The organism is Agrobacterium sp. Azo12, assembly GCF_029193765.2.
Classification (GTDB): Bacteria; Pseudomonadota; Alphaproteobacteria; order Rhizobiales; family Rhizobiaceae; genus Agrobacterium.
The window spans coordinates 435,231-452,753 of the sequence record NZ_JARFYO020000002.1 but is presented as its reverse complement, the minus strand read 5'-3'; the positions used below and the strand labels follow the sequence as shown (position 1 = coordinate 452,753).

16 protein-coding genes are annotated in these 17,523 nt (G+C 55.3%); 9 read left to right on the top strand and 7 right to left on the bottom strand.

What is annotated here, in order from left to right; genetic code table 11:
• Window positions 1–18 precede the first annotated feature (18 nt).
• Entirely contained in the window at window positions 19–1,443 is a 1,425-nt protein-coding gene (locus PYL13_RS18595) for an aldehyde dehydrogenase family protein (RefSeq protein ID WP_275643187.1), read from the top strand.
• Window positions 1,444–1,513: 70 nt separating this feature from the next.
• Here the strand turns inward: PYL13_RS18595 and PYL13_RS18590 are convergent, their stop codons facing one another.
• From PYL13_RS18590 to PYL13_RS18560, 7 genes are all read right to left on the bottom strand, one after another.
• A complete protein-coding gene (locus PYL13_RS18590; protein WP_275643186.1) occupies window positions 1,514–2,314 on the bottom strand; it encodes an ABC transporter permease in 801 nt (266 codons plus the stop codon).
• Window positions 2,311–3,147 (bottom strand): ABC transporter permease, encoded by an 837-nt coding sequence (locus tag PYL13_RS18585; protein ID WP_275643185.1) that lies wholly within the window; start codon window positions 3,145–3,147, stop codon window positions 2,311–2,313. Before PYL13_RS18585 ends, PYL13_RS18590 begins: the two co-directional genes overlap by 4 nt.
• Complete coding sequence (locus PYL13_RS18580) at window positions 3,144–4,268, bottom strand: ABC transporter ATP-binding protein (protein ID WP_275643184.1); 1,125 nt, start codon at window positions 4,266–4,268, stop codon at window positions 3,144–3,146. The genes PYL13_RS18585 and PYL13_RS18580 overlap by 4 nt, the downstream gene beginning before the upstream one ends.
• Window positions 4,235–5,320, bottom strand: coding sequence for an ABC transporter substrate-binding protein (locus PYL13_RS18575; protein ID WP_192489673.1), 1,086 nt, complete (start codon window positions 5,318–5,320; stop codon window positions 4,235–4,237). Before PYL13_RS18575 ends, PYL13_RS18580 begins: the two co-directional genes overlap by 34 nt.
• A gap of 23 nt (window positions 5,321–5,343) precedes the next feature.
• Window positions 5,344–5,769, bottom strand: coding sequence for an OsmC family protein (locus PYL13_RS18570; protein WP_275643183.1), 426 nt, complete (start codon window positions 5,767–5,769; stop codon window positions 5,344–5,346).
• A gap of 5 nt (window positions 5,770–5,774) precedes the next feature.
• The gene (locus PYL13_RS18565) at window positions 5,775–7,073 is read right to left on the bottom strand and encodes an LLM class flavin-dependent oxidoreductase (protein ID WP_275643182.1); all 1,299 of its coding nucleotides are present in this window, start codon (window positions 7,071–7,073) and stop codon (window positions 5,775–5,777) included.
• A gap of 501 nt (window positions 7,074–7,574) precedes the next feature.
• Window positions 7,575–8,327: a FadR/GntR family transcriptional regulator gene (locus tag PYL13_RS18560; protein WP_275643181.1), complete on the bottom strand. Its 753-nt coding sequence runs from the start codon at window positions 8,325–8,327 to the stop codon at window positions 7,575–7,577.
• 460 nt (window positions 8,328–8,787) lie between these two features.
• Between PYL13_RS18560 and PYL13_RS18555 the strand changes: the two genes are divergently transcribed.
• The 8 genes from PYL13_RS18555 (at window position 8,788) to PYL13_RS18520 (ending at window position 17,464) form a co-directional block, all read left to right on the top strand.
• A complete protein-coding gene (locus tag PYL13_RS18555) occupies window positions 8,788–9,261 on the top strand; it encodes a RidA family protein (RefSeq protein WP_275643180.1) in 474 nt (157 codons plus the stop codon).
• Window positions 9,262–9,282: 21 nt separating this feature from the next.
• Complete coding sequence (locus PYL13_RS18550; protein WP_174014749.1) at window positions 9,283–10,038, top strand: amino acid ABC transporter ATP-binding protein; 756 nt, start codon at window positions 9,283–9,285, stop codon at window positions 10,036–10,038.
• Between the two features lie 10 nt (window positions 10,039–10,048).
• Window positions 10,049–10,717, top strand: coding sequence for an amino acid ABC transporter permease (locus PYL13_RS18545; RefSeq protein WP_192489668.1), 669 nt, complete (start codon window positions 10,049–10,051; stop codon window positions 10,715–10,717).
• A 9-nt stretch (window positions 10,718–10,726) separates the two neighbouring features.
• Entirely contained in the window at window positions 10,727–11,377 is a 651-nt protein-coding gene (locus PYL13_RS18540) for an amino acid ABC transporter permease (protein WP_060725904.1), read from the top strand.
• Between the two features lie 39 nt (window positions 11,378–11,416).
• Complete coding sequence (locus PYL13_RS18535) at window positions 11,417–12,262, top strand: transporter substrate-binding domain-containing protein (protein WP_192489667.1); 846 nt, start codon at window positions 11,417–11,419, stop codon at window positions 12,260–12,262.
• Between the two features lie 177 nt (window positions 12,263–12,439).
• Window positions 12,440–14,530 carry a hydantoinase/oxoprolinase family protein gene (locus PYL13_RS18530; RefSeq protein WP_275643179.1) on the top strand — a complete coding sequence of 697 codons (2,091 nt, stop codon included), beginning with the start codon at window positions 12,440–12,442 and terminating at the stop codon, window positions 14,528–14,530.
• Window positions 14,531–14,544: 14 nt separating this feature from the next.
• A complete protein-coding gene (locus PYL13_RS18525; RefSeq protein WP_275643178.1) occupies window positions 14,545–16,182 on the top strand; it encodes a hydantoinase B/oxoprolinase family protein in 1,638 nt (545 codons plus the stop codon).
• 76 nt (window positions 16,183–16,258) lie between these two features.
• Window positions 16,259–17,464 carry a pyridoxal phosphate-dependent aminotransferase gene (locus PYL13_RS18520; protein WP_275643177.1) on the top strand — a complete coding sequence of 402 codons (1,206 nt, stop codon included), beginning with the start codon at window positions 16,259–16,261 and terminating at the stop codon, window positions 17,462–17,464.
• The last annotated feature ends 59 nt before the right edge of the window (window positions 17,465–17,523 follow it).

The following is a 17,523-nucleotide window of genomic DNA, read 5'->3' as shown; positions in this document are numbered from 1 at the left end:
AGCCAAGGAGGCCAAGACATGCGAGACATCGACAAGATTTACATCAACGGTCAATTCATTACGCCTGAAGGCACTGACAAATTGGAGCTATTCAACCCAGCAACCGAGGAAAAAATCGGAACAGTGAGGCTTGGCAATGCAGATGACACGCGTGCCGCTATCGCTGCCGCCAAGCGGGCTCTCCCAGCGATGTCACGCACGAGCAAAGCAGATCGTATTGCCATGTTGCATCGTTTGAGTGCGGCGGTTCGGGCCCGGACGGACGACCTGACCGCGGCCATGACCGATGAATACGGTGCACCCGCCTACTTCACCGGCTTTTCCGTGCAGAACACCGCATCAATCTTCGATGTCATGGCCGAAACGGTCGAGAACTATACCTTTGACAGGCAGGCCGGTTCCAGCGCCGTTAAAATGCTGCCACTGGGTGTCATGGCAGCCATAACCCCATGGAACAGCAACTTTGGTTTCATTGCCACGAAGCTGGCCCACGCCATTGGTTCAGGTTCCACCGTCGTGATCAAACCTGCCGAACAGAGCGCTATCCAGACCCAGATATTGCTGGAATGCCTGCATGCCGCAGATCTGCCGGCTGGTGTGCTGAATGTTGTAAACGGCCTCGGTCCGGTTGTAGGAGCAGAACTGACCACACATCCTGATGTTGCTTCTGTCAGCTTTACCGGCTCCACTGCTGCTGCAAAAATCATCCAGCGTGCGGCCATTGAGACGATGAAACGGGTTGTTCTGGAGCTAGGCGGCAAGGGGCCGACAATCGTGCTTGACGATGCCGATCTGGATAGAGCGATACCGGTTGCCCTGATGAGCGGCTTTGCCAATAGCGGACAAGCCTGTGTTGCCGGAACCAGGATATTGATCCCGCTTTCGCGTCGTGACGAGATACTGGCACAATTGAAGAGCGAGACAGAGAAGCTGAAGGTTGGCAATCCCGGTGATCCGGATGTCAGGATCGGGCCGCTAGTCAATGAACGGCAATGGCAGCGTATCCAATCCTATATCGAACTCGGCAAGCAGGAAGGTGCGACTGTTTTGACCGGTGGCGAGGGACGCCCGGACGGGATCAGTAGAGGGTGGTTTGTTCGCCCGACAATCTTTACCGATGTGACGAACGACATGAGGATCGCCCGCGAAGAGATATTCGGGCCTGTTCTGAGCGTCATCACTTACTGCGATGACGACGAAGCAATCGAGATCGCCAATGATTCCGATTATGGCTTGCAGGCCTATGTGCTTTCTGCCGACACAACCCGCGCGCTGGCTGTTGCTGACCGGTTGATCGCCGGCCGGGTCATCATCAACGGTGCACCGCATGATCCTCACGCGCCGTTCGGCGGCTTCAAGCAATCGGGCATTGGTCGCGAAATTGGCGCTTATGGTCTGGATGAGTTTTTGGAGCCGCGCGCCATTCTGGTTCCAACCTGGTAATCACCCCAAAAAACAGACCTGCCGACGGCTGGACGATCGGCAGCTCTGTCCGTTCTCATGGGAAAGCGGCTTATGAGTTGCCGAAGATCTTTTTCCAGAATTGCCCGTTCGTCAGGAACAGGCCGAGCAGGATGAACACAAATGTGACGGCAATCATCAGGCTGGAGACAGCAGCGATTGTCGGGTCCTGCTGGAATTCAAGGTAATGATAGAGCGCAACGGGAAGTGTCTTAACCGAGGGCTGAACCACAAATAGCGTTGTTTCAACCTCGTCAAAGGATGTGATGAAGCAGAAGAACGATGCGGACAGCAACGCCACGCGCATTTGCGGCAGGGTCACGAGAAAGAACGCACGAACCGGGCCGGCGCCCAGATCGCGGGCCGCTTCTTCCAGTTTGGGATCGACATCTTCAAGAGCGGCGAGGAAAATGATCACCACAAATGGGACCACAAGAATGACATGCGCAAGCGCGATGCCCGGTAGAGTGCCGAACAGTTGCGAGCGTGTCGTGACAAACAGGATGAACAGACCAAAACCCAACACCACCCGTGGCACGACGAGCGGCGCAAGCAGTACGGAGCGAAGGACTTCGCGCCCCCGGAAACGGAACCGCGAAATGGCGTAGGCAGCGGGTATGCCGATCATCACGATGACGAGGGTTGCGAGTATCGCAACCGCCAGAGAACGCCACAGGCCGGTGATAAAGCCCTGATTGGCAAGCGCCTTTTGAAACCACGCCGAAGTCAGGCCGGGTGGCGGCCAGGCATTATAGGCGCTGACATTAAATGCATTGATGATCACGACAATAATAGGCGCGGCCATGAAGACCAGAGTTGCGCCGAGAATGATATTGAGAATGGTGCGTTTCAACGGGTCGCTCCTTCATAACGGAACAACCGTCCGAGGCGACGAAGGCCGAAAAGAACAAGAACGGTGATACCAAGCAAGGTGAGACTTTGAACCGCGGCCAGTGCCCAGTCGAGACTGCCGATATTGTCATAGATCAGGCGCGGCAGGGTCAGCACACGTCCACCGCCCAAAATGGAAGGTGTGACGAAGGCCGAGGCGGCAAGCGCAAACACGATCTCGATCGCCGAGAGAATGCCGGGCAGCGTCAATGGGAAGATGACACGCAGCAATACCTGCACGGGGTTCGCCCCCAGATCTCTCGCAGCTTCGATGCCACTGGGTGGCAACTGATTGATGGAACTTAACAGCGGCAGAACCGCAAATGGCAACATAACATGCACCATGGCAATCAGCGCGCCAAAATCATTCAGCATCAGCCGAAACGGGCCGAGGCCAGCAATACCAAGTACGGAGTTCACCAGCCCTTGGCTGGAGAGCAGAACGATCCAGCCATAGGCCCGCACAATCACACTCATCAACAGAGGTGTGAAAAGAACGGTGAAGGCAATGCCGCGGGTGAGCGGTGATTTCAGGTTGTTGAGTGCAAAGGCAACCGGATAACCGATGAGAAGGCAGAAAAATGTCACACGGGCTGCCAACCACAGCGTGGTCCAGATGACCTTCCACGAAAACGGGTCGGTGATGAACCGTGCCCAGACTTCCAGCCCGACAGCTTGCCTGCCGGAGAAGCCAAAGCCGATGACCAACGCCAGACTGGCGATAAACGGCAGTGCCACCAGCACAACGACCGGTGAGATCAGCAGCAGCCAAGGTGAGCGCTTTCGAAGGGTCATTTCGATGATGTCTCGGCCGGCGAGCGATTGAGCAAGATTGCGGCGTCATTTTCCCAGCGCAGACCAACCTGTTGACCGGCTTCGGGCAGTGCACCTGAGGGGGCAAGTGCCGAAACGTTCAGCTCGTCGCCACCGGGCAGGCCGAATGTGTAGAGAACCGTCGTTCCCTGAAACAAAGTGCGCAACAGTGGAAGGCTGAGTTTGGCGTCTTGTTGTGTGGCGAGATGTAACCGTTCAGGGCGAATGGAAAGCAGCACCTTGTCACCGACGGACAGTGTTTCCTGGCCGATCAGCACGAAAGTCAGCCCTTGCGCCGAAACGTGTGCTTCATTGCCGTTTTTGGCTGTCACTTCGCCGCTCATAACATTGGTTTGCCCCATGAAGCGGGCAACAAATTCTGAGGCAGGGCGGTGAAAAAGCGCCAGTGGTGTATCAACCTGTTCAAAACGTCCGGCATTCATCACAGCGACGCGGTCAGACATCGCAAGTGCTTCCTGTTGATTGTGAGTGACGTACACAAAGGTGGTGCCGGACGCGCGTTGAATGCGAACCAGTTCCTGCTGCATGTGCAATTGCAGCTGCAGGTCCAGAGCGCCCAAAGGTTCATCAAGCAGCAACACCGCAGGATCATTGACCAGCGCACGGGCGATAGCCACACGCTGTTGCTGGCCACCTGACAATTGGGAAATGGCGCGCTGTCCATATCCCTCAAGCTTCACGGTTTCCAGAATGACAGAGACGCGGTTGCGTATTTCATGTTTTGAAGTGCGTTTGAGCTTCAGCCCGAAGGCGATGTTATCAAAAACACTCAAATGGGGAAAAAGGGCAAGCTTCTGGAACACCATATTGGTCGGCCGGCGCTCCACGGGAACACCGATGACCGACTTGCCGCGGATGGTGATTTCACCTTCTGTCGGTGCTTCCAGACCAGCGATCATGCGAAGTGTCGTGGTCTTGCCGCATCCCGATGGGCCCAGCAGGGAGAAAAACTCTCCCTGCCGGATATCGAGGTTCAAAGGTTCAACGACGGTCTGGTCGCCAAACTTTTTGCCGACATTGCTCAGGCGTATGTCGATGGCTCCTGCCGTCACGACAGGTTCGCTTTCACGCGGCGGTTCCACTGGTCGAGCCAGCCCGCATGGTTTGCGGCTATCTTCGCATAATCCAGTCGCAGGGCCTTGGCGAGTTGCTCGCTGGAGACGGCCGGATCATTGGCAAGTTCTTCCGGCAGGCCGCTATTGTCTTTCAGGACAGGTACAACTGAGGCAGTGACCGCATAGTCGATGATGTTCTCGCGCGTCAGGCTCTCATTGATCAGGTTGCGGCCAACGCGCAGCTGATCATCTGTGCTGCCGTTCAACAGCTGGAAACCTTCAGGGAACAGAATCTGCCCTTCTTCCGGGATCGCATAACCGAATGGTGCGCCTTCCTCGATCCAAGGCAGGACAATACCGCGGAAGTGCGGTGCAATCCAGACTTCGCCACTTGCCAGAAGCTGCTGGATCTGAGCGTTGGAGTTGAAGAGCGAATGGATGTGGCCGGACTTGGCGGCTTCTTCGTAAATCTTCAGCGCAGGTTCAATGTCATCAATGCTTCCGCCATTGGCATAGGCGGTTGCAAGCACGCCATTGCCTGTCCAGAAGCCATCGAAAGTCGCGACACGTCCGTGATACTTAGGGTCGAACAGGTCTTTCCAGGACTTCGGTGGTTCCTTGACCTTTTCGGCATTGTAGATGATGCCGCCTAGATCAATCCAGGGGAATGCTCCGACGTCGTTTGGCAGGCGAAAGTCGTCGTGGATATTGTCCAGGTTCTTTACCTCGGCAGCATTGAGCGCGACCCATGCATCTTCGGCGAGGCCACGTGCGGTGTTTTCGAGGTTGAAGAAACCGACATTGATCGGTGGAGGGCTGCCTGCCTTGCGGGCGGCTACAATGGTGTTGAGTACCGCATTGGATGAGCCCGGTGCAACGGTGATGGTGACGCCGGGATTGGCAGCCTGAAATGCGCTTGCAACCTTTTGCGGTACGATTTCCTGAGCGCCTGTCCAGACTTGTTGCTGGATCTGAACATTGTCGGCGGCGAAAACGCTGGATTTACCGGCCAGTGTCAATGCGGCGGCGGAGGCGCCTGCAGCACCTAGAAAATGACGACGTGAAAGCGTGTGGGTCATGGATTTTACCCTGCGTTGGGAGATTATTGGGGGCGGGAGGAAACGGTAATGTCGAGCGCCTTCGTTGCGCTCAGCGCCTGATAGATCGAGCAATTGTCGAGGTAGAGCTGGCGTAGGCGGTCGGCTTCTGTCTGATCGATACCTTCGATCGCGACGTCGAGATGGAGCGAGCCGAGGTTTGTCTGGCCCTCGACCCGCTGGAAACGGGCATCAATATGCACATTACGAAATGCGGGCAGATCAGGCTCAATTGCGCCTCTGAAAACATTCAATGCACAGGTGACGAGTGCGCCACCAATCAGGTGCGAGGTGCCTGCTGCCTGTCCGCGACCACCTTTGCCAGCGGTTGCGTCGGTCACGATCTGGAAGCTGTCATTGCCTATCAGAAAGCGGCCCGGAATATGGGTTGTCGCACCTTCAATCTGCACATCGGTGATAATCTGGCTCATTGTATTCAACCTCTGAAACGGTCACGCAGCGTTCCGGCTGCATAGTCTGTACGGAACTGCCCGCGTTTTTGCAGGATCGGCAGAACCTCATTGATGAAGATGTCGAGTGGTTCGTCGTAATAGGGCAGGGACAAGTTGAAGCCGTCGACAGCACCCGTTTCCCACCAGTGGCCCAGGCGGTCAGCCAGTTGCTCGGGCGTGCCGACGTAATAACCGCCGTCATTGCTGCCTTCGAGATGTTTGGCAATGTCGCGCAGCGTGTAGTTCTTGTCCTTGATCAAACGCAGGATTTGTTCGTAGCGGCTTCTTAAGCCCTGAACCTGATCCGGCTCTGGCAAAAGCTCATGCGGGATGGGTTCATCGGGTCCAACCTCAGACAGTTCCAGTCCAAACCAACTGCGCATCGACCCATAGACGTGATCGACTGTTGACAGTTCATGCAGCTCTTGCGCGATGCTTTTGGCTGCCTGCTCAGTGTCTGCCAGTACGGGGCAAAGGGCTGCCAGAACGGAGATAGCGTTACGCGGCCGTCCGGAACGTTCTGTTGCTTCCCTGATCTGTTTGGTAAACGCCAGCGTTTGGTCGAAGTCGTCGCCCGGTGCATAAATCGCATCCGCATAAGCGCCGGCAAATTTCTGGCCGCTGGCTGATGCGCCAGCCTGAACGAGCAGAGGGTGGCCCTGTGGTGGTCGGGGGCTGGTCAGCGGGCCCCGTACATCAAAATACGGCCCCTTGTGATCAATGGCGTGAACCTTGTCATAATCGACCAGTGTTCCCTGAACCTTGTTCCTGACGAGAGCGTCTGCTTCCCAGCTGTCCCACAGCTTTCGCACCACATCGACAAATTCTGCAGCACGATCGTACCGCGTCGCATGTTCGGGGATCGGGCGGTCTCCGAAGTTTGCGGCTGATTCCGGATGAAATGTCGTGACAATGTTCCAGGCCGCACGACCTTTCGAAATGTGGTCGAGGCTTGCGAATGCGCGAGCCACGCTGAATGGGTCCGAATAGGTTGTCGATGCCGTGGCGATTAGACCAATATGTTTTGTGGAGACCGCCAGCGCCGACAGAAGTGTCAAAGGCTCAAATAGCCAGCTCAACCCTTTCCAAGGGTGATTGATGATCGAGAGACCGTCGGCAATGAACAGGGAATCGAATTTGGCTGCCTCAACCTTGCGGGCGATCTCAATGTAATAATCAATGTCGAGAATTTCATTGATACGGTTTTTAGGGTGCCGCCATCCGGACAAATGATTGCCCTGTAACCGCATAAAAAGGTTGAGGTGGATTTCCCGCTGGGTCATCTGTTTGCCTGCACTGCTGGTCTGCATCAAAAAAGTGAACTGGTACGCCCGGAATCGGTTCTGTGTTCCAACTCACGCCCATGCATCGCCGACGATGAAGCTTTTCTCACTCGCCATCAGTTTGCATAACTGTATGAAAACAAGTAATTATTTTCCGATTTCGGAGTGTCTGGAAACGGATACTGATCCCGTTCACCTTATGTAATTAAAATCTATCAAATTTATAGGTAATATAATCTAATATCCCGACGACAATGAGAATTTCTTTGCAATTGAGCGCGTGGTGAAGCGTGAATGGAAGGTCACAGCTCGTGTGCAGGTCAAAAGGCTAGTTGATGGCGGGTTGTGCACATTGACAGAAATTCCCTTCAAGGAATTTCCGATGCTGCCGACGTCTTTCATCGGCAGGCAGCCTTGGCCATGCGCTAGGCCATTCCAATCGCATGTCGGTCATAGCCCCATCGCCAGCTATGGGTCGTTAACAGAGAGCCTGCGCTTTAATCAGTCTTCCCGCGCGACATTGCTGAGCGGCGAGGTGGTGCCATCTGAAAAGCCGCGATAGCGCAAATGGCTGCGGTTCAGATGGGCGCGCATGGCTTCTCGCGCGTTTTCCGAAATACCAGAGCTGATTGCCTCGCAGATGGCGCGGTGTTCAACAACGGTGTTTTGAATGTAATCCGGGGTAATCAGTGCAGGATTGAGTTGTCTCGAAAAGGCTGGCTGCGGTAGGATTTGCAGGCTCATCAGACTGAAAAATTCGATAAAGGCGCCGTTATTCGTCGCTTCGGCAATCGAGCGATGGAAAATGAAATCGAGATGGTCGAGTGCGCTTTCATCTTCCAGCGAAGCTTCGAATTGGCGCGCGGCATTCCAGATGTTCGATTCCTGCGCCCATGAGCGACGGGTGGCGGCTAGGCCGGCTGCGTGAACCTCGAAGGCCATTCTTAATTCCAGGAGATCCATGAATGAAGTTTTCAGGCGCGCAAATGGAGCGAGCGCTACGTCTGCATCAAATGTATCCGGTTCGCTCTCAGCCGCTCGGGGCGCTTGCCGGACAAAGACGCCAACCCCGTGCCGTGATTCCACCACGCCGTCGGATCGCAACGCCGACACGGCTTCACGGATGACTGTTCTACTGACGCCGAACAGCTGTGATAAATCATTGAGTGAACCCAGCTTGAAACCACTTTCAAACTGGCTTTCGCTTATGTGGGTTTTCAACGCCTGTATGGTTCGGCCCGTCAGAGTATCCAAAGTTCGCAGTTCCTGTATCGCTTATGTTTTGCGGTAAAATCTCATTTCTGTCGACAAGGTATCACTACTTGGCCAAGTGATGCTACCTCTTTGGTCGATTTTCGCGTTTTAAGTGTGCGCACTCTGAGGTTGAGGTGATGGAAGTACGGTATATCTGGGCGCTATTTCGGCGTTTATTTTAAAAAAAATTTTGTATTGACGCACAGTGTCAGAAAATGTCGAGGTGAGATAACACCAGTAAAGAGATTTATAAACATGAGGTTAGAGATATTGAATGGATTTAATTTTCAAGAGGTAGTACCTCTTTGTTTGTTGTTGACAAGAGATACTATTTCAATAATGCTCTCCCTCAGAAAAAGTGAGCTTACGACCAGTCAGATGTAACAAGACGGTTGGCGATTGGCTCCGGGAACGTGGTCCGCGCACACTGCGCGTTCAAAAATTAAAATGGAAAGCTGCTATGGGTGCCGTCTCCGCACGTCTCACAGAGCTGGGCATCGTATTGCCGTCGATTGCCCCGGCTTCAGGTAATTACATTTCGCACCGACTGGCGGGAAATCTGCTGTTCGTTTCGGGTCAGATACCCAGAATAGATGGCGTCGAGCATTTTGTCGGTGTTGTCGGTCAGGATATTTCGCCCGGCGACGGTTATCAGGCCGCCCGGCTTTGCGCACTCAATGTCATAGCGCGTGTCAACGCTGCCCTCGACGGCGATCTAGACCGCGTGGTTGCCTGTGTCCAGTTGCGCGGTTTCGTCAATGCGCCACCCGATTTCAAAGGGCATCCAGCCGTCGTTGATGGTGCTTCCGATCTCCTTGTCGAGATATTTGGAGACAAGGGCCGTCATGTCCGCACCGCACTTGGTGCGGGATCGCTGCCGCGCGGATCATCTGTCGAGATTGATGCCATATTTGAAATCGCACCTAACGCCTGACAACAAAAAGGGGAACTGGCCATGAACGGGACCAGCATGTCGGAAAAAGCCATAGAGATGACCGGCGTCAACAAGTGGTATGGCACACTCCAGGTGCTGAAGGGCATCGACCTCAATGTCGCGCGGGGCGAACATATCGTTCTGTGTGGCCCCTCTGGGTCGGGAAAGTCGACCTTGATCCGCTGTATCAACCACCTTGAGGAAATCCAGCAGGGCAAGATTGCCGTTAATGGTACCGAACTCAGCCAGAAAGGTAACAACGCAGACCATATCCGCCGTGATGTCGGCATGGTGTTCCAGCAGTTCAACCTGTTTCCACATCTGACCGTTCTTGAAAACTGCATGCTGGCACAGCGTCGGGTTCGTAAAACGCCTGTAGCCGAGGCGAGAGACAAGGCAATGCGTCATCTGGAGCGGGTTCATATTGCCGAACAGGCCAAAAAATTTCCGGCCCAGCTTTCCGGCGGACAACAACAGCGTGTCGCCATTGCACGGGCACTGTGTATGGACCCCAAGATCATGCTTTTTGATGAGCCGACGTCTGCTCTTGACCCGGAAATGGTCAAGGAAGTGCTCGATACGATGGTATCGCTGGCCGATGACGGCATCACCATGATCTGCGTGACCCATGAAATGGGGTTTGCGCGGGCCGTTGCCCATCGGGTGATTTTCATGGACCGCGGAGAGATCATCGAAAGCGCCAAACCGGACACCTTCTTCAGCAATCCGGCCCATGAGCGTACCAGAACGTTCCTCAGCCAAATCCTCAACCATTGAGGGGTGACCGATGAATTACACATTTGACTTTACCCCCGTATTTGCCGCCTGGCCGATGCTCGCGGACGGCATCATCGGCACATTGAAGATGTCGTCTTTGTCGATGGTGTTCGGTTTGAGCCTTGGCATCGTCTTTATGTCCATGCGGATGAGTAAGACGCCCGTGCTGCGCACCATCGCCATTGGCTACATCGAACTGATCCGCAACACGCCAATTCTGGTGCAGGTGTTCTTTGTGTTTTTCGGAATGCCAGCACTTGGCATCCGATTGAGCGGAGAGCAGGCGGCGATCCTTGCCATGACACTGAACTGTGCAGCCTATGCGGCGGAGATTGTTCGCGGCGGTGTGCAGTCCATTCGTCCTGGCCAGATCGAGGCGGGCAGGGCGCTTGGTTTGCACACGGTGGACATTTACCGCTTCGTGGTGTTTCGGCCTGCCATCCGTGCTGTTTATCCGGCGCTGTGCAGCCAGTTTATCCTGATGATGCTGAACTCCAGTCTGATGTCATCGGTGTCGGCGGAAGAACTGACCTATTTCGCCCAGACGCTGGATTCGCAGACTTTCCGCAGCTTCGAGATCTATCTCACCCTCGGTGCCATTTATCTTGCGCTTTCGCAGTTCTTTTCCATCGCTCTCGGCGCCATTGGCCGAGTGTATTTCTCCTATCCGGTAAAGTGAGGCAGTGCGATGATCCGTCAATTTGGTTGGGGAGAGTTCCTGTTCTTGCTGGAAGGCGCGCGTTGGACGGTAGTCCTGTCGCTTCTTGCCTTCACAGCCGGAGGCGCGCTCGGACTGGCAGTCGCACTTGGACGTACCAGCAAATGGAAATGGCTGCGTATTTTGATGGCGACCTATATCCAGATATTCCAGGGTACGCCGCTGCTCGTGCAACTGTTCTTCGTGTATTTCGGCCTGCCGCTGGTCGGCATCAAGGTGGATGTCTGGGTGGCGCTGACCATTGGTCTTTCGCTTCACACCAGCGCCTTTCTCGGTGAAATCTGGCGCGGCAGCATTCAGGCGGTTCCTGATGGGCAGAGCGAGGCGGCACGTGCGCTTGGTATTGGTTACGTACACCGCATGGTCGATATTGTACTGCCGCAGGCATTCCGCATCGGCCTGCCAGCCACCATCAGCTTCCTGGTCAATCTGATCAAGGGTACAGCGCTTGCCGCACTTCTCGGCCTGACAGAGCTTACCCGCTCCGGACAGCTAATGGCCAACATCACGTTTCAACCGCTGCAGGTCTATGGGGCTGTTGCACTCATCTACTTCTTCATCTGCATACCACTGACCTATTGCAGTGCACGGATCGAAAGGCGCCTGAACGCCGCTCGGTAACACAAGAACGCATGACAAAAACCAACCAGAGGTGACACTATGTTCAATACAGCATTCACTCTTTCGCGTTCCAAAGCCCTCGGCGGATTGACTGCCGTCCTTCTTGCCGCGACCTCTTTTGCGACGTCGGCACTGGCTGTGACGCCGGAAGAAATCAAGGCCAAAGGCACCGCGACCATTGGCGTACAGATGGACCAGTTCCCCTGGGGCTTTATTGATCCAAAGGGTCAGAACGACGGCTTCGATATCGAGATTGCCAACATGATTGCCAAGGAACTTGGTGTTGAGGTGAAATTCGAGCGCATCACCGGCCAGAACCGTATTCCGCTGCTGGTCAACGGCAATGTCGACTTCCTGGTGCCGTCGATGACGATTACCGAGGAACGCGCCAAGGTCATCCAGTATGTCATTCCTTACTCGTCGAATGACATCACGGTCTGGGGCAAGAAAGACGCTGACATCAAGGCGAACGAAGATCTCGGCAAGTTCGTGATCGGCGTTAACCGCGGCAGCGCTTTTGAACCACTGCTGGTCAAGGTTGCGCCGCCAGACACCCAGATCAAACGTTTTGACGATGACGCAACAACTGTGCAGGCGCTGCTTTCTGGCCAGGTCGATGCCATTCTTGGCAGCGTGACATACGGCATTGTCATCAAGCAGGCCGGTTACGATGCGCAATTCGACCGCAAGTACAAGGTTGCAGACAATTTCCAGGGCATGGCAGTGCGCAAGGGCGATCAGGAATTGCTGGATTACCTGACTGACTTTGTCACACGCCACACGGCAGACGGCACGCTGGATGCCGCCTACAAAAAATGGATCGGGGTTGATCGGGCCAAGTTGCCGACGACCCTGCCGGGTGTCGATTTCACCGGCAAACAGTAACGCTGAATTTCTGCGCGGCCGCTGGGGCCGCCGCGCAGAACACCTCAATATCAACAATTCAAGAGCTTTTGGCCTCCACCTGATTGTGTGGGTGGGGGAACGGCGGACGCATGTCGAAAATTGAACGTCCAGCGCCCGGCACAACCAGCAGCTCGCTTACGGAGCATGAGTTATAAAATGGCGAAAGATGGCAAGCAGATCAGGGTCGGTGTCGATATCGGTGGCACCTTCACCGACGTTGCGATGGAGGTAGGCATCACGCTCCATTCGATCAAAGTGTTGACCGATTATTCTTATCCCGAAAACGCGATCGTCAAGGGTATCCGACAGGTAGCGGAGGTGGCGGGTGTCGAGCTTTCCGAGATCGATACGATCATCCACGGCACGACGCTTGCGACCAACGCGCTGATTGAACGACGTGGTGCGCGCACGGCCTTCATCACCACCAAGGGTTTCCGAGACGTCATCGAAATGCGCACCGAAAGCCGTTTCGAACAATATGATCTCAATATTGTTCTGCCGGCGCCGCTCGTGCCAAGAAACGAACGTTTTGTCATCGATGAACGTATCGGTGCAGATGGCTCGGTGCTCAAGGCACTGGATATAGCCGAAGTGGACGCGCTGTGTGACCGCATCATTGCAGCTGGTTACGAGAGCGTCGCGATCGGTTTCATCCACTCCTATCTGAATGGCGCGCATGAAAAGGTCGTTCGCGAACGCCTACTTGCCAAAAAGCCGGATATTTCGGTGTCGATCTCGTCTGAGGTCTCGCCGCAGATGCGCGAATTCCAGCGTTTCAACACGGTTTGCGCAAATGCTTTCGTCAAGCCGCTGATGGCGTCCTACCTTAACCGTCTTGTCGGCCGGTTGACCGAAGAAGGCACCCGTTGCCCGGTCTTCATGATCCATTCCGGTGGCGGTATCATAAGCGTCGAAAGTGCCGTTGAATTCCCAGTGCGCTTGCTTGAATCCGGACCGGCCGGTGGCGCGATTTTTGCAGCCCATATTGCCAGCAGCTATGGTCTCGATCAGGTTCTGTCCTACGACATGGGCGGTACGACCGCCAAGATTTGCCTGATTGAAAAACAGACACCAAAAACATCGAAAACCTTTGAAGTCGCCCGTACATGGCGCTTCAAGAAGGGCAGCGGCATGCCGATTTCCATTCCGGTTATCGAAATGGTCGAAATCGGAGCCGGTGGTGGCTCTATCGCGACCATCGACAGTATGCGCCAGATCCGTGTTGGGCCGCACAGTGCGGGTTCCGAACCGGGCCCTGCCTGCTACGGTCGTGGCGGTGCCAACCCGACGGTAACCGACGCCGACCTTATCCTTGGTCGTCTTGACCCGGATGAATTTGCCGGTGGCGCCATGAAGCTTGATCGCCCGGCCTCCGACAAGGCCATGGACACCGACATTGCCTCCAAACTTGAAACGGACATCGCAACGGCTGCTTACGGTCTCAGCGAAGTTGTTGATGAGAACATGAGCAATGCCGCGCGTATGCATGCGGTGGAAAACGGCAAGGAATTGTCCGAGTTCACCATGATTGCCTTTGGTGGTGCAGCACCAATTCATGCGGCACGGTTGTGTGAAAAGCTCGGCATGTCGGATCTACTGATCCCGCCTGGTGCCGGTGTTGGTTCGGCTATCGGCTTCCTGCGTGCGCCTTTCGGTTTCGAATCCGTTCGCAGTGCTTACAGCCGTCTCAGCCGATTTGAGGCCAAGGCGATCAATCAGACCATCTCCGACCTGATTGCCGAAGCCACGTCCTTCGTTCGTTCCGGAGCTCCAGATGCCGATCCGGCACTCGAATGCACGGCCTACATGCGTTACGTCGGTCAAGGATGGGAAGTGCCTGTCACCATCGACGTCCGTGATTATGCCGACACTGACGATAAGCTGTTCCGTGACCTGTTTGATGAACAATACGAACAGTTCTTCGGACGTGTCATTGATGGTCTGGATGTCGAGATCGTTAGCTGGTCTCTGCGTGCAACGTCAAAAGTCACGCCTCCCGGCCGTATTGGCAAGACTGAAAAGGCTGACAGCGCCAAAACCAGCGGTGTGCGTGACATCTTCGATGTGCAGGAAGGCAGCTTCCAGAAAGCCTCGATTGTGTCGCGCAGCGACATGAAGGCCGGCGACTGGGTCTCAGGACCTGCCGTCATCACCGAACGCGAAACCTCGACCATTATCACCGCAAGCCGCGAAGTCATCATGCAAGCTGACGGATGCCTGCTCGTACGCGTCAAGCAAAGCGCTTGAACGGAGGATTACCCATGAAAACCAATGCACTTTCCGAAGTCCACATGCAGATCATGTGGAACCGTCTGATCTCCGTCGTTGAAGAACAGGCTGTCACCCTTATTCGTACCGCTTTCAGCACCAGTGTGCGTGAATCGGGCGACCTGTCTGCCGGAGTGTTCAACCGTGGCGGCAAGATGATTGCCCAGGCCGTGACCGGTACGCCCGGCCACGTCAACGCCATGGCCGAGGCGGTTGGTCACTTCATCCGCGATATTGGCCCCGAAAATATTTTCGAAGGTGATGTTTACATCACCAATGATCCCTGGAAGGGGACGGGCCACCTGCACGACTTCACCGTCGTGTCGCCGAGCTTCCGCAATGGCGCCCTGGTGGGTTACTTCGCCTGTACCGCCCACGTTGTGGACGTTGGCGGCCGTGGTTTTGGACCAGATGCCAACGAAGTTTACGAGGAAGGTATCTTCGTACCGATCATGAAATTTGCCGAACGTGGCAAAGTCAACAAGGATCTGGTCAACATCCTGCACAACAATGTGCGTGAAAGCCATCAGGTTGTGGGTGACGTGTATTCGCTGGCAGCCTGCAACGAAATCGGCCATCGCCGTCTGATGGACATGATGGAAGAGTTTGAGCTCGATGATCTGGAGACGCTTGGCGAATTCATCTTCAAGCGCAGCTACGATGCGACGATCGAACGTATCGCAGCATTGCCGAAGGGCTCTTATTCCAACGTCATGCGTGTCGACGGTTACGGCTCGCCAATCGACATTGCCGTGCGTCTTGACGTTGCAGATGATCATATTCTTGCGGATTTCGAGGGCACATCACCGCCCAGCCCAAAGGGTATCAATTGCCCGATCATCTATTCGGCAGCCTATGCCTGCTATGGCATGAAATGCTCGATTGCGCCTGAAATCCCCAACAATCACGCTTCGCTGCTGCCATTCCGCATGACGGCACCGACCAACTGCATTCTGAACGCTCAGCACCCGGCGCCAGTATCCGTTCGCCACGTTCTCGGCCACCTGGTACCGGACGCCGTACTCGGTGCGGTTCACAAGATGCTGCCGGGGCAGGTTCCGGCAGAAGGTGCGGGCGCCCTGTGGAACCTGCATGTCAGCGTACGGCCATTGCAGGGTGAGCATGCACCAGCCGACGGCGGCCAGCGCGCCGAAGTCCTGTTGTTCAACAGTGGTGGTGCTGGCGCCCGCTCGACATTGGATGGTCTGAGCGCCACCGCCTTCCCAAGTGGTGTCCATTCTATGTCGATCGAGGCGACCGAGCATGTTGGTCCGGTTATCTTCTGGCGCAAGGAATTGCGGGATGGTTCCGGCGGTGCCGGCCAGTTCCGTGGTGGCCTCGGCCAGGTTGTCGAGATATCCCCGACCGATGGACATGAAATGCACTTCAACGCGATGTTTGACCGCGTCGATCATCCGCCACGGGGTCGTGAAGGCGGTGAAAATGGTGCAGCCGGCGCCGTTCTTCTCGACGACGGAACACGTCTTGCCACCAAGGGTCGTCAGCATGTGCCTGCCGGTCGGCGGTTGATCCTGCAGCTACCGGGTGGCGGCGGTTACGGTCCAGTCGAGAAGCGCGACGCCGATGCCGCGAAGCGCGACACTGACTTCGACTATGTGATTGCCCAATAACCCTCCCGTAGAAACCGGGCGAGAGGTTCAGCCTCGCCCGGTTTCTGGCTCAAAGATAAGGTCAAGGAAGTCGGAAATGAGTTTCGAAAACGGGCGCGCAGCAAGCATCAAATCGTCCCCGAGCATGGCGATTGCAATGGCTGCAAAAAAGCTGGCGGCGGAAGGTCGCGACATCATTGATCTCTCATTGGGAGAGCCGGATTTCGAACCGCCGGAGCATGTCACCAAAGCGGCTGTCGCAGCTGTTTTGAAAGGTGGCATACGCTATGGCGCGCCAGCTGGCATGGAAAGCCTGCGCAAGGCGATTGTACAAAAATTCAAGACCGAGAACGGGCTGGATTACTCGGCCGACGAGGTGATGATTGCCAATGGTGCAAAACAGATCCTGTTCGACGCATTTCTGGCGACACTCGAACCGGGTGACGAAGTCATTATTCCAACACCCTGCTGGGTGTCGTACGGCGATATCGTTGCCCTGCATGGCGGCAAGCCGGTTTACGTCAACTGCGGCCCTGAAGATGGTTTCAAGGTATCGGTCGGTAAGCTGGAAGCCGCCATCACGCCAAAGACCCGCTGGCTGATGTTGAATTCCCCTTCCAATCCGACCGGAGCAATCTATTCCGCCGCTGAATACCAGTTGCTCGCAGAGGTGCTTATCCGCCACCCGGATATTCTTGTGGTCTCCGACGAGATTTACGAACATGTTCTTCTGCAGGACAAACCTTTCGTCTCGTTTGTTAGTGCCTGTCCGCAATTGCGTGATCGCACTTTGGTCGTCAATGGTGTGTCAAAGGCCTATGCCATGACCGGTTGGCGTCTTGGATATGCGGCAGGGCCAAAGTCGTTGATCTCGGCGCTCAACAAGATGCAGTCGCAAAGCGTCTCCTGCGTTTCGTCAATTGCACAAGAGGCTGCGCTTGCAGCCCTGACCGGCAATCAGACCTTTGTAACTGATGGTGCACAGATTTTTGCCAGCCGTGCCCGTCTCATGGCGGAACGTCTGGCGAAGATCGATGGCATCGACTTCATTCCTCCCGATGGCGCATTTTACGCATTTATCGGAGTACAAAGCCTGCTGGGTCGCAAGACGAGCGGCGGGGATGTCATTGCTGACGATACCGACTTTGCCGCCTGTCTACTGCAGCAGTTTGGCCTTTCCAGCGTTCCCGGTGCTGCATTCGGTGCACCCGGTTTTATTCGCCTGTCGATCGCCGCATCCAATCAGGAATTGGAAAGTGCCTGTGATCGTTTGGCTCAAATGGTCGGCTCTCTAAAGGCCTGAACCATCATTCCACCCATTCACGAGTAGACAGAGGTGACGGACAACCGCACCTCGACAAC